This window comes from Paenibacillus sp. HW567 (genome assembly GCF_000374185.1).
Lineage (GTDB): Bacteria > Bacillota > Bacilli > Paenibacillales > Paenibacillaceae > Paenibacillus_AQ.
The window spans coordinates 410,704-424,587 of record NZ_KB910518.1 but is presented as its reverse complement, the minus strand read 5'-3'; the positions used below and the strand labels follow the sequence as shown (position 1 = coordinate 424,587).

10 protein-coding genes are annotated in these 13,884 nt (G+C 52.2%); 4 read left to right on the top strand and 6 right to left on the bottom strand.

Going from position 1 to position 13,884, the window contains the following annotated elements; genetic code table 11:
• Positions 1–1,016: 1,016 nt before the first annotated feature.
• Positions 1,017–2,027, bottom strand: a complete 1,011-nt coding sequence (locus tag B212_RS30560; RefSeq protein ID WP_019908637.1) for a ketoacyl-ACP synthase III — start codon at positions 2,025–2,027, stop codon at positions 1,017–1,019.
• 259 nt (positions 2,028–2,286) lie between these two features.
• On the opposite strand from B212_RS30560, the gene B212_RS0102080 reads away from it, so the two are divergent.
• The 4 genes from B212_RS0102080 (at position 2,287) to B212_RS0102065 (ending at position 7,058) form a co-directional block, all read left to right on the top strand.
• Positions 2,287–3,936, top strand: coding sequence for a helix-turn-helix domain-containing protein (locus B212_RS0102080; RefSeq protein WP_019908635.1), 1,650 nt, complete (start codon positions 2,287–2,289; stop codon positions 3,934–3,936).
• A 163-nt stretch (positions 3,937–4,099) separates the two neighbouring features.
• Positions 4,100–5,044 carry an iron-hydroxamate ABC transporter substrate-binding protein gene (locus tag B212_RS0102075; RefSeq protein WP_019908634.1) on the top strand — a complete coding sequence of 315 codons (945 nt, stop codon included), beginning with the start codon at positions 4,100–4,102 and terminating at the stop codon, positions 5,042–5,044.
• A 5-nt stretch (positions 5,045–5,049) separates the two neighbouring features.
• Positions 5,050–6,054 carry a FecCD family ABC transporter permease gene (locus B212_RS0102070; RefSeq protein WP_019908633.1) on the top strand — a complete coding sequence of 335 codons (1,005 nt, stop codon included), beginning with the start codon at positions 5,050–5,052 and terminating at the stop codon, positions 6,052–6,054.
• On the top strand, positions 6,051–7,058 hold the full coding sequence (locus tag B212_RS0102065; protein ID WP_019908632.1) for a FecCD family ABC transporter permease: 1,008 nt from the start codon (positions 6,051–6,053) through the stop codon (positions 7,056–7,058). The genes B212_RS0102070 and B212_RS0102065 overlap by 4 nt, the downstream gene beginning before the upstream one ends.
• A gap of 98 nt (positions 7,059–7,156) precedes the next feature.
• Here B212_RS0102065 and B212_RS0102060 read toward each other — a convergent pair whose 3' ends face one another.
• From B212_RS0102060 to B212_RS0102040, 5 genes are all read right to left on the bottom strand, one after another.
• Positions 7,157–8,512, bottom strand: coding sequence for a glycoside hydrolase family 28 protein (locus B212_RS0102060; RefSeq protein ID WP_028530559.1), 1,356 nt, complete (start codon positions 8,510–8,512; stop codon positions 7,157–7,159).
• 78 nt (positions 8,513–8,590) lie between these two features.
• Positions 8,591–9,682, bottom strand: coding sequence for a glycoside hydrolase family 88 protein (locus tag B212_RS0102055; protein ID WP_019908630.1), 1,092 nt, complete (start codon positions 9,680–9,682; stop codon positions 8,591–8,593).
• 186 nt (positions 9,683–9,868) lie between these two features.
• Entirely contained in the window at positions 9,869–10,744 is an 876-nt protein-coding gene (locus B212_RS0102050) for a carbohydrate ABC transporter permease (protein ID WP_019908628.1), read from the bottom strand.
• A 21-nt stretch (positions 10,745–10,765) separates the two neighbouring features.
• Positions 10,766–11,734: an ABC transporter permease gene (locus B212_RS0102045; RefSeq protein ID WP_019908626.1), complete on the bottom strand. Its 969-nt coding sequence runs from the start codon at positions 11,732–11,734 to the stop codon at positions 10,766–10,768.
• Positions 11,735–11,868: 134 nt separating this feature from the next.
• Positions 11,869–13,422, bottom strand: coding sequence for an extracellular solute-binding protein (locus B212_RS0102040; protein ID WP_019908625.1), 1,554 nt, complete (start codon positions 13,420–13,422; stop codon positions 11,869–11,871).
• Between the last annotated feature and the right edge of the window lie 462 nt (positions 13,423–13,884).

Here is a 13,884-nt window from a genome sequence, read left to right as displayed (position 1 = left end):
TTTGCTGGAAATACTCCTTGTATTCATCCTAATGCCTCATTATCTCGCAAGGCCTCATTGTTCCTTATGCTTCATCATATTCCCCAGTATTATTCTCTCTGCTCTATCCTAAAATTTCACCGTCTGAAGTACCGCGAACGAGCGGCATGAGTGTCTATGCACCAACAGTCGGCTAATTGCACTTTGTGCAATAACAATCGCCAATAATCGGCCATTCAGCAGGTCTATTGCACTTTGTGCAATTAAAATGAGCCCAGCATCCGAAAAAAGCGGAAATATTGAAATTCTGCTGTACAAAGTGCAGTTAAAACGAATTTCACCCGAAAAATGAGCGATTTTACTGCACAAAGTACAATTCTCTCTGCTCTATCCTAAAATTTCACCGTCTGAAGTACCGCGAACGAGCGGTATGAGTGTTTATGCACCAACAGTCGGCTAATTGCACTTTGTGCAATAACAATCGCCAATAATCGGCCATTCAGCAGGTCTATTGCACTTTGTGCAATTAAAATGAGCCCAGCATCCGAAAAAAGCGGAAATATTGAAATTCTGCTGTACAAAGTGCAGTTAAAACGAATTTCACCCGAAAAATGAGCGATTTTACTGCACAAAGTACAATTAAACGAATTTGCGCGCATCAAGCTTGGGTCTGAGTGCTGAACTGTCACTCCCAACACTAAGACTCAATTCCGAGGACTCAACTGTCACTTCCAACACTAAGCTATACTCCGGGGACACAACTGTCACTCCCAACACTAAGCTCTACACCGGGTGCTCAACACTTGCTCCCAACACTAAGCTTTACTCCGAGTGCCCAACTGTCACTTCGAACACTAAGCTCAATTCCGGGAACTCAACTGTCACTTCCAACACTAAGCTCTGTACCGGGTGCTGAACTGCTGCTGCGAACGTCCGACAAATAAGAGAACTATTGGCCTGGACTGCAGCAAACTATACTCTCTCTTACACTACTTACCATACACATTGCTCAAAACACGTTTACTACTTTGTGCCCCTTATAGCGGAGCAGGCCGCGACACCTCGGGGTCCAGCGCCAGCTTCATCAGCAGGCCGGCATGCGTGAGTCCGGCGCCGAAGCCGTACAGCAGAACCTGCTGGCCGTTCACCACCTTGCCTTCGCGGACACCCAGGTCCAGGGCAAGCGGAATGCTTGCGGCCGAGGTGTTGCCGAAGTACTCCAGGCTGTATAAAGCCTGCTCAAACGGGTAATTCATCCGTTCGCAGATAGGCTCGATCATGCGCAGATTGGCGCTGTGCGGAATGAACCAATCCACCTGCTCCATGCTAGCGCCTGCATTATTCAGTACCTGCTGCACCCCCTGAGGCACGGTTCGCACCGCCCACCGGAAAACCTCGCGGCCATTTTGCACCAGCTTGCCGGTATCTATCAGATCAACCTCATTCACCTTATGCGACAGGTTTGTGCGGTACACATGATGCGCCCCGCTGCCGTCGCTGCCCATATGGAACCCGGTGAAGCTGTCCTGCTGCGCGTCGCTCTCCACCAGCACCGCCCCCGCTCCGTCACCAAACAGGATACAGGTGCTCCGGTCGGTATAGTCCGTGATTTTGGACAAGGCATCCGCGCCAACCACCAGCACCTTACGGTGCAGCCCGGAAGCGACATAGGCATGCGCCGTATGCAGTGCATAGACGAATCCGGCGCAGGCAGCGCTCATATCTATGGCTCCGGCCGTGGCCGGAATGCCCAGACGGTTCTGCAGGATAGACGCAACTGAAGGAAAAGAAAAATCAGGCGTGCTTGTTGCGACGAGAATCATATCGACATCCTGTACGCTTTTGCCATAACGATTCATCAGATCCAGCACAGCGGCTGCACATAAATCACTGGTATATTCGTCCTCGCGGCTGATTCTGCGTTCGCGGATTCCGGTCCGCTGGACAATCCACTCATCATCGGTATCCACGATCTGCTCCAGGTCGTGGTTCGTAAGTCTCCGGGCCGGAACATAAGCTCCAATTGCGGTTATTTTGGCACCTTTCAAGAGGTTCACCCCATAACTTAGTATCTGATATTAGTACTTGGTACTAATTATAACCTCCGGCCCTCTATTTTGCAAAAGAAATCAAGAGCCAGCTTGACCGCCTTTACTAGCACACATACTCCATATCCCCAAAAAAAGAAGCTCTATATCATGAATTCCCCAGTCCGGGTAAATATATTACGCAGAAGGGCGGCAAACGTTATAATTAGAACACTGAACATGAAGAAGTATGTATCTTTACAGGATTGGAGGCTTTGTCTTGAATAATTTGAACCCGGAATGGGCTGAATCCCATTTTCCTTTATATACCGCTGACAGTATTCAGTCGATCTACGGAACCTCAAATCTGCCGAGAGTCCATATACACGAGAACAGAGCCGTACTGCTTGTCCTTGCCGCCGGCAGCGGCAGCCTGGAACTCAATAATCAGACTTATGAGCTTACGGAAGGAAGCGTGGTTCTTCTTCCCGCGAATACTCCGGCTTCTGTAGCTACAGTTCTCCAGCAGCCGTTCCATGCCTATAAGCTCGCTATCGGCGTTCAAGATCAGATACAGACACTGCCTGCCCATGCGATGCTGCGGGAAAGCGAAATTGCCTCAGCTAAGCTGCTGCTGCTCCCCTGTGAGCCGGCTATTTTATCCCAAATGAAAGAGCTGTATCTCCATCGCCTGCCGGATCACGAAAAACGCCATGTACAGAATCAGATCCTGTTCCATCAGATTATTCTGCAAGTGCTGGAGCACCAGGAAGAGAGACACGCTGTCACTGAGCAGCCATCCATGGAACGCAGCATTACCTACCTGGAGAATCATTTTAGCGAAAAAATAACACGGCAGCACCTGGCTGCGATGGCGGGGGTAAGCCTCTCCCATTATTCGACGCTTTTCAAGCAGCTTACGGGTTTCTCGCCCAATGAATATTTGTCCCGGCTGCGAATCCACCATGCTATGGGACTGTTGCTTAACGGCTCGGGCACGCTCAGGGATATTGCACTGAAGGTAGGCTATAAGGATGAATTCTATCTCAGCCGCCGTTTCAAGCAGCAGACAGGCGCATCCCCGTCGGGCTATAGCCGTACAGTGTTCCAGCGGGTAGCGGTCATGCTCACTCCGTATGCCAGCCATTTACTGCTGCTTGGACTGGAGCCGGCAGTCACGATTTCGGAGAGCAGTGAATATTTGAACCTTGCTGACCAGGAGCCTCCGCAGTCGATGAAGTTCATTAGTACAAGCAGCTCCGTCGAACAGATGAAATCAGCATTGCTTGAAGCGGACGTTGATTTGATTATTGCAGCCAAGCAGCATATAGAGGAATTTGGATTAAATTCCGCGCAGTTGTGGGGTGTAGCGCCTATTGTGGAAGTTCCGTGGATGGAGCTGGGGTGGAAGGACCACCTGCGGCTCATCGCCAAAACGGTTCAGCGGAAGGAACGGGCGGAGCAGTGGCTGGCGGAGTTCGAGCAAGAAGAGGAGGAAGCCCGCACATTGGTGCAGCACAGCGAAGCGGTTAAGGATATCGTGACCATTCTCGTCATCAAACCGGACGGTCTGCTCATTTACGGAGCCAGAAACGCCGGTTATGTAATCTACCAATCGCTTAGACTGAGAGCGCCGGCCTTGATTGAGGCGGAGATAGAGAAGCTGGGCGACCGGTTTCATTCGACTCCCGTTGACGTATCAGAGCTTGCAGATTATGCAGGTGACCGGTTCCTGGTCATTGTATTTCCCGATGCCAAAGGCTCCACCGCGCACTCGGAAGCGGTCTTTCACTCCCCCTATTGGAGCCAGCTTCCAGCCGTACAGCAGAAGAGAATCCATTTGCTCGATCTGCATGAATGGGTTCCTTATAATCCGGCTTCGATTCGTCTGCAGCTCGCACGCGCTGTAGCCTTGTTTGAAGCCCAATAATAATCCAAGGCTTTTCCCTAACAAAAAGGCATGGTTACCCGCAGAAGTGATCCCTATAATGATTACAAATGCGAATGATTCTCATAATCAACCACAAACAAAGCTGATCATTTGAATTGTTCACTGGAACACTGCCATTCGACAAAGGGGAGAGAATCATTTTATGAAAAAGATATTTATTCCGCTGGTACTTATTTTGGGAATCGCACTCAGCGCCTGCGGCGGAAATGGGGCCAAAGATGCAAGTACTGCAAGCAGCCCGCCTGCGGCAGCATCCTCTGAGCCGGAGAGCGGCACCTTCACCTATCAATCCGAAAATGGACCGGTTGAGGTTCCGAAGAACCCGCAGCGTGTCGTTGTGCTTACAAGATTTTTAACCGGTAATGTTATGGCGCTGGGTGTGCCTGTAGTGGGCGTAGACGAAATGTCCAAAACCAATCCGCGCTTTGAAGAGAAGCTCAAAGATGTTGAAGCCGTCAGTGATGAAAGCGTGGAGAAGATCATTGAGCTGCAGCCGGATCTGATTATCGGGCTGTCCGACATCAAGAACATTGATAAATTCAAGCAAATCGCACCAACCGTTACTTATACCTACAATAAAGTTGATTATTTGACCCAGCAGCTTGAAGTCGGGAAATTGCTGAATAAAGAGAAGGAAGCCCAGGCTTGGGTCGATGAGTTCAAGGTCCGCACCCAAAAAGCCGGAGAAGAAATCAGAGCAAAAATAGGCGAGAATGCGACCGTCTCGGTCATTGAGACTTTCAATAAGCAACTGTATGTATACGGATATAACTTTGGACGCGGCACAGAGCTGCTCTATGGAGATTTCAAGCTGGGCATGCCCGAAAAAGTGAAGGAAGGAACAAAAACGGACGGTTATGTTGCCCTCTCGACGGAAGTTCTCAAGGACTATATGGGCGACTATATTATTTTCAGCAAAAATGCGGATGAGGATAATTCCTTCCAGAACACAGAAATCTATAAGAGCATTCCGGCCGTCAAAAACAACCGCGTCTTCGAGGCCGATGCCAAGGCCTTCTACTTCAACGATCCGCTCAGTCTGGAATACCAGCTTGAATTCTTCGAGAAAAGCTTCCTTGGCAAGTAATACGCATGATGAACGCGAAGAAAGCTCCCTTCTTGTACAAGCTGCTTGGCAGCATGCTGGCAATGCTCCTGTTCTTCCTGGCCGCTATGATTTTCGGAGCCAAGGAAACAACGCTGCATGACCTGTGGCTGGCTATAACTTCCGGCTCTACGGCAGACAACGTGCTTATTCTGCGTGAGATCCGGCTGCCGCGCGAGCTGGCCGCAGCTCTGATCGGTGCAGCTTTTGCCGTGTCCGGTGCCATAATGCAGGGGGTTACGCGCAATCCCCTGGCCGATCCGGGCCTGCTGGGCCTGACCTCCGGTGCCAACATGGCGCTTGCACTTACGTTGGTATTTCTGCCGGGGCTGAACTATTTTGGAATCATGATCGCTTGCTTCTTCGGTGCCGCTCTGGGAGCCGCCCTGGTTCTCGCGCTTGGTTCGATGAGGCAAGGTCGACTGTCACCTATCCGCATCATCCTCGCCGGTGCAGCCGTGTCTGCATTTTTATATGCCATCGCAAGCAGCGTCACCATTGCCTTCAAAATATCCAAGGATGTGTCCATGTGGACGGCCGGCGGATTGATTGGCACAACCTGGGGACAACTCCAGGCCATTGCGCCGGTTATTCTTCTCGGGATCGTGGCGGCGCTGGCTTTTTCAGGACAATTAACCATTCTGAGCCTAAGCGATGAGGTCGCTATCGGTCTGGGTCAGAGGCTGGTATTCGTCAAAGCAACACTGTTCATTCTCATTATCCTTTTGACCGGAGCATCGGTTGCCCTGATTGGGGACATGGCCTTTGTGGGGCTGATGATCCCGCATATTGTCCGCAGAATTGTCGGCACCGACTACCGGTATATCCTGCCGGTCTCGATATTTACCGGTGCAGCCTTCATGCTGCTTGCAGATACTATCGGACGTACGATCAACGCGCCTTATGAGACACCGACAGCCGCCGTCGTGGCGACGCTGGGCCTGCCTTTCTTCCTGTTCGTTGTGCGTAAAGGAGGCAAAACCCTCTCATGATGTCATCCTCCTCCGTTCGTAAACAACGTCTGATCCTGTTGATCTGTACCGGGCTGATAGTGCTGACGGCTATGGGCGGCATGGGGCTTGGGTACGCTTCCCTATCCTTTGACCGGCTGCTTCCGGTATTGTTCGGCCACGGAACCTTCAAGGAGGATTTCGTGCTGTTCTCTGTGAGGTTGCCGCGAATCCTGATTACACTGCTCTCGGGCATGGCCCTGGCATTATCCGGGTCGATTCTGCAAAGTGTTACCCGCAACGACCTGGCAGACCCGGGCATCATCGGCATTAATTCCGGCGCAGGCGTGGCTGTCGCTGTTTTTTTCCTGTACTTCCCGGCCAGCGCCGGAGCATTTATTTATGCGCTGCCGCTGGCCGCTTTTGCAGGTGCACTGCTTACGGCAGCATGTATCTATTTGTTCTCATACAGCCGGACCAGAGGGCTTGACCCCATTCGGCTGGTGCTGGTCGGGGTAGGCTTCTCCCTGGCGCTGTCGGGCGTGATGATCGTAATTATTTCTTCGGCTGAGCGCGCCAAGGTTGATTTTATCGCAAAATGGATTGCCGGCAATATTTGGGGAACGGATTGGCCTTTCATCTGGGCGCTGCTGCCCTGGCTGCTCCTGCTCATTCCCTTTACATTGTTCAAAACAAGACAACTCAACCTGCTCAGTCTGAGCGAAGAAACAGCCATTGGCGTCGGTCTCAATCTGGAGCGTGAGCGTATCGTGCTGATCCTGGCTGCTGTCGCCTCCGCTGCGGCCGCAGTATCCGTCACAGGAGGGATCGCCTTCATCGGGCTAATGGCCCCGCACATTGCCAAAAGGCTGGTAGGGCCGCGCAATCAGATGTTCATTCCCGTTGCGGTGTTGCTCGGCGGCTGGCTGCTCCTGATCGCGGACACCGTCGGCCGCAACCTCGCCGACCCTGACGGTATTCCTGCAGGCATTATGGTATCGCTCATCGGCGTGCCTTATTTCGCCTATTTGCTGCTTAAGAAGTAACTGGGAACGTGAACATAAAGGGATGACCTGGGGCATTGCATTGGCTGCCCTTTGGTCATCCCTTTGTTATGCGCAGAAGTTTTGTTCCGGCAGTTCCATTACCCTTGACCGTTCACAGGCTCCACCGTAACCTGCTCGACCAGCTTTTCCGGCTTCGCGGTGTTCTTGGAGCGGCAGTTGATGAACTCCACCTCTTCCCCATTTTCAATGTAAAAGGCTGGCCCCTCATGGTTCTCAATAGTCACCTGATTGAACTGCACATCTCTTACATTCCCCAGGTAAAAGCCCCGGCCCTTCATCGGCTCAAGGCCTGTCATCATATCCGGAGCACCGGACACTGCATTCTCCGCCATCGAGATATCGACATTCGTGAAGGTAATCTCCGAGACATACTGCTCCGCAAGCCCATACAGGAAACCCGCCGAAGCGTGGACCTTCCGGGCTGTAATATTGGCATAATGAATCCGTCTGAAGCAAGGCGTGTCGGCCGTGATCGGATACGGGCTTTTGTCCCAGACATATTTCTCCTTGCCGCGCGGTCCGCAGAAATAATACAGATTAAGGGTAAAGGGGCAAATCACGTCCTCCATCACTATATTGCTGATACGGATATCCTCAATTATTCCGCCGCGTCCCCGTCTGGACTTCATGCGGATGCCGCGGTCCGTCTGCTTGAACACACAATTGCTGATCGTCACATTACGGATATCGCCGCTCATCTCGCTGCCGAGCACAACCGCTCCATGCCCGTGAAGCATTGTGCAGCCCGTGATGGTGATATTCTCGCAGGGAACACGCTCCTGTGTGTCTTCGGTTCCCGCTTTGATGGCGATGCAATCATCGCCAACGTCGATGTTGCAGTTGCTGATGCGAACCCCCGAGCAGGATTCGGGATTGATGCCGTCCGTATTCGGCGAATCCGCCGGGTTCAGAATCGACAGATTGTGAATGGTCACGTTGCTGCAGCCGATAGGATTCACCGTCCAGCTTGGCGAATTGATCAGCGTCACATCCTGAATGGTTACCCGCCGGCAGCCGATGAAGCCAATCAGGGTCGGACGCGGAAACTCCAGCTCTGCGGGTTGATTCCGGTGCTTATCCCACCACGGCGCACCGTTGCCATCGAGGGTCCCGCTTCCCGTAATGGAGATGTTGACCAGACCGGCTCCGTAAATACACGGGCTGTGAACCTGCCGCTTCACGCCCTCCCATCTCGATTCCACCGCCGGATAATCCAGCGGATTAGTGCTGAAGCTCAGCACCGCTCCCGGACTGAGCCGCAATTCAATGTTGCTGCGGAGCTGAATGGCTCCGGTCAGAAAAGTTCCCGCCGGAACGTACACGGTTCCGCCGCCAGCCTCACTTGCCGCTTCAATCGCAGCGGCAATCGCGTCCGTGGCCGCGACCGGACTATCCCGCAGCGCACCGTAATCGACTATATTGTACACGCACATATTCTCCTTTCTTGGGGATAACGGCATTTCTGCCGTTGTTCCACCCGGTTCCCGCCGGGGGCGTTCCAACGGCGCCGCCTAATACAAGCCCTGTATCTCCACGCAGGCCATGACCAGTGCACCGACGCCGTGCAGGTCATTGCTGACCTTCGGGCGGGTGACGTAACTCTCGTAGTCGCCCGCCGGGGTGCCGATGCAGATGCCGGGCAGAATGAGATTGCCCTCTTCATCCTGCTGCAGCACCCGGATCAAGCCCTCATAGCCTTTGCGGGCGGCGGCGGCCGCTCCAGGCGGGGCGATGCCCAGCTTCACAGCTCTGGCAATCGCATAGACGAACAGGCAGGAGCCGGAGGTCTCCAGCCAGTTATCCGGGCGGTCGCCTTTATCGACCACCTGATACCACAGCCCGCTCTCTCCGTCCTGATAGCGGATCAGCGCCTCCACGAAGCCGCCCAGCTCGGCGGCAAGCTCTGCCCTGCCCGGCTCCTCTGCCGGGAGCAGGTCCAGAAACTGCGAGACGGCCAGGCCGTACCAGCCAAGCGAACGGCTCCAGAACTCCGGCGAGCAGCCGGTCTGAGGATCGGCCCAAGGCATCCGCTTGCTCTCATCCCAGGCGTGATACAAAAGGCCGGTTGCCTCATCCTTCATGTGCTTACGCATCAGGCGCTCCTGGTGCAGCACCGTTTCCCGCAGACCCGGCTCGCCATAAGCGTTGGCATATTTCAGCGAGAATACACCGGCCATGTACAGCCCATCCAGCCACATTTGATTCGCGTATTTATCCTTGTGCCAGTATCCGCCTTCCGAGGTCTTGTTCAGCGTCAGCAGAAGATGGCGCAGCTTCTCCGCAGCGGTCCGGTATTTCATCTCGCCGGTCCGCTTATGCAGCGCGAACAGCAGCAGTCCGGCCTGAACGGCATCCAGTTCATCCCGGGCAAAATACAAATTGCCCTGCTCATCCACCAGATCATCAACATACTGCTGAATATATTCAATATACCGGTCCTCCTGGACCGCCTCCCACAATAGCTCCATCCCGCACAGGAACACGCCTTGATGATAATGCCAGCGGTGGGCCGGCGGCAGCTCGCCCGCTGCATAAGTTTCCATTAATGAATCACAGGCTTTTTTGGCCCATTCCACAGGTGTTGCCGACAGACTGCCTATCATCTCCATACCCCTTCCACTCTATAAGTTGAACTTTAGATTTGTCATATTTGGTCTGGTCATAACTGCAGGGAATGTTTGGACTTCCGGCCACTAACGCTCCTACAGTTCCAAACTTCCCCTCCGTACTTCTACCTTTTTATTCATTTTCCAAATTCATCTTATATAGATAAATCCTCTTTCTTTCCTTCAACCCTTCATCGACCCCAGCATCGCACCCTTGGCGAAATGCTTCTGCAGGAACGGATAGACCATCAGAATCGGCAGCGTAGCCACCACGATAACCGCCATCTTAATCGTCTGGTCCGGCGGAGGATTGGTCGCATCCAGCGAGGAGCTGTAATCCATGCCGCTGGCGAGCACGACAATTTGCCGCAGCAGCACTTGGATCGGCCATTTGGCACTGTCATCCAGATACAGAATCGCACTCATATAAGTGTTCCAGTAGGTAACCGCATAGAACAGCGAGATGGTCGCAATCGCGGGCAAGGACAAGGGCAGCACGATACGGAACAGGATGCCGAAGTCATTGCAGCCGTCGATTTTGGCCGATTCCTCCAGACCTTCGGGGATATTCTGAAAAAAGTTTTTGAGAATAATCATATTGAACGCGCTGATGGCCGACGGCAGAATGAGTGCCGAATACGTGTCGATCAGCCCCAGCTCCTTCACCACGAGAAATGTGGGAATCATCCCGCCGTGGAACAGCATGGTGAATACGACGAGAAAATTGACCACGTTGCGCCCGTCCAGGTCCCTTCTGGAAAGGCCGTAAGCCATCAGAGAGGTAATCAGCATACTGAACAATGTGCCAACAAGCGTAATGCCAATGGATACACCCATAGCTTTAAATATCGTATTGGTCGAGAAAATAAACTTGTACGCCTCAAAGCTCCATACCTTGGGAATCAGCACAAATTTGTTGGCCGCAATCTCTGCACTGGTAGTGAACGAGCCGGCAACCACATGGACAAACGGCAGCACGGTAATGAGTGTAATCAGGGCAAGCAGTATAAAATTCACAGCGGAAAAGATTCTCCCGCCTATGGTGCGATCTTCTACCATTTCAATTCCTCCCGCAGGTTCTCAATAAACGCCTTCTTCGCCCATTTTCTTGGACAATTTGTTGACCGACATCACCATAATCAATCCAATCACCGATTTAAAGAATCCGATAGCCGTACTATAGCTGAACTGACCCTGTCTCAAACCAGCCGTGTATACATACGTATCAATAATTTCCGCAACCTCGCGATTCATGGAGTTAAGCATCAGGTACACATGTTCAAATCCAAGATCCAGCACGGAACCAATTTTCAGAATAAGCAGGGTAATAATGACGCCGCGGATCGCCGGGAGCGTGATATGCCAGATTTGTCTGAGCCGTCCGGCGCCGTCCATGCGTGCTGCTTCATAGAGTCCGGGGTCGATGGCTGCAATTGAAGCGAGATAAATAATCGTTCCCCAGCCCGCTTCCCGCCAAATGACCTGAAGGATGTACATCGGCCTGAACCAGCTTGGATTCAGCAGAAAATTGATCTTTTCAAAACCGAAATAGGCCAGCAGCTCGTTAATGATCCCGCCGTCCATCGTAACCATAACAAAGGAAATCGAAACGACAATAACCCAGGACATGAAATGGGGCAAATAGATGAGCGTTTGAAAGGTTCTTTTGAAAAAAGTGCCTCTCAGCTCATTCAGCATCAAAGCCAGAATAATCGGAATCGGAAAATAAAACAGAATGTTCATTCCGAACAGAATCAGGGTGTTCCCCAAAATATTGAGGAAATCCGGCTCGGTAAACAGCCGCTGGAAATGCTTCAGCCCTACCCAATCACTGCCCGTTATCCCCTGATAAGGCTTGTAATCCTGAAAGGAGATAATTAATCCATACATCGGCAAATATTTGAAAATCACAAAATACAGCACACCCGGTAACAGCATGACGTAGAGCAATTTGTTTCTCCACAGTCGTTTTTTAAGCTCACTGCTGCTCTTATAGCTCTTCGGCTTCGGCTCGGGAGCGACACCTGGCTGAGCGGCGACTTCCTGCATAATACTCTTCCTTTCTCCTTCATAGTGAATACCTGACTGCGGGCGCGCCGCAAGAATCTGAAAAGACCGCTGAATATACGTTGTTAGCAGTCTTTTCAGCTCTTGGCTGTACTCAGTCACTCAATGCTGGCTGTCTATTTCTTGTACACGGCATTGTACTCTTCAATGATCTTGGCACCGCCGCGGTCTTTCCAGGCCTGCACTTCTTTTTCGAATCCGGCTTTGTCGATTTGCCCGTAGATATATTTATAAGTAGCATCCGAAATAATCTGCTGAAGCTCTACGCCCTTGGAAGTATACGTAGCGGAATCCAGCGCCGCCGTAGGATCAGCTACACCCACCTTGACATTCTCCAGCAGCAATTCTTCGGCATGGATTCTGCCCGGCAGGACGTTTAAGCTTTGGTACATGCCGTTGGTTTCCGCTTCACCGATCACACTGTCCTTGAAGCCCTTAACCTCGCGTTCAATCAGCTCCTTGTCATCCGAAGGTTTGGCTCTGCCGTCTACGACCGTGTAGTGCTTGCCTTCAATACCCCAGTACATCAGATTAGCCACCTCGGGAGTCATCATTTTATCGAAAAAGGCAAGAATCTGCTTCAGCTCGGCTTCATCCTTGACGGCCGATTTCGGGAACAAGACGACATTGTTATAGCCCGGAATCATCCACTGCGCAAATTTTCCATCCGGCCCGGCAACCATACTGTGCGTATCCAGCACGGCATTCGGGAAGTTTTTGATCAAATCCTTGTTGAGGGTATCAATATCCTGCATAGAGCCGCCGATGTACATCCCTGCTTTGCCGCTGACGAACATGTTGACGGCATCCGTTTTACTGGTCGCTGCGAAGTCCTGGTTCATGTAGCCGGCATCGCGGGCTTTTTTGAAGAAATCCATGGTGTCAAAATACTGCGAAAACGTGAACTCCGGCGCGAGCTGGCCATCCTTCTCTCCCCAGCTATTCGGTGTGCCGAACCAGGAGGATACGGTTTTGAATGCGCCATACACCAGCTCATTGCGGTCCACAATGCCTGTGGTATCTTTTTTGCCATTGCCGTCCGGGTCCTGCTCTGTGAACGCTTTCGCCATAGCGAACAGCTCATCCACCGTTGCCGGCGGCTTGAGGCCCAGCTTATCTGCCCAGTCCTTGCGGTAAATCATCCCCTGGCGCGCCAGCGGACGGCCGATGTACAGGGTGTAGAGCTTGCCGTCCACCTTGGTGTTGTTCAGGATTTCCGGCTTCAGCTTGTTGAGATTCGGGAACTCGCTTAAGAGCGGCCCGATCTCCCAGAACTGTCCGTCCTTGATCGACTCCTTCATCTGCAGGAAGGTCGTCTGATTCTTCAAATAAGTAACCTGCGGCAGGGAGCCGGTGGCGAACGAGGAGTTCAGCTTCTCCTCATACGTATCTGCCGGGTAGAACTGATAGGTGAGCTTCGTATTCGTTAACTTTTCCACTTCCGTCTTAATCGTATCCGGCGGAGTCTCTGTTGTGTTCAGCGGAAGCATAATCATGATCTCTGTCGGTTTGTCCTGCTCGGGCGCAGTGGTCGCCGTATCTGTTCCGCCCGTTGTTCCCGCATTGCTCGGAGAAGCTTCATTATTCTTGTTGTTGCCGCCTGAACACGCTGTCAACATACTGAACGTTAACAATGCGGACAGGAGCAGGGTGAAGGATTTTTTGTTCATGCCAATTTGACCTCCGTTTAACTTGTAATTGGTTACAAGCCCCACATTACAGCGTCCGCAAGGGTACGAATACAATCATTTCCTCATACAGCGGGGGTGGAGTGGGGGTTCTGGGGAAATGATTATCGTGATAATGGGGGAGCATTGAACGGAAATCTGGCGCGCGTTTGGGAGGCGGCTGGGCGTGGCTGCGGGGAATGTTTGGACTTTCGGCCGCTGTTATGTTTGGATTTCTCTGATTATAGACCGCTGCTAGCGGTAGAAATCCAAACATAAAGGCGGACGCTACGCTCCTACAGTTCCAAACTTCCCCTCCGCCACTCCCACCTCCCTTACGGGTGGATTTAAGTTCAATGCAAGGGAGAAGGGCAGAAAAAGATAGGGTGGACCGGATAAGGTGGTTGGCTTATCGTTAAAGGAGGTCTAGTACACGACCTTCTTTTTTGAATGACATCGTGAACT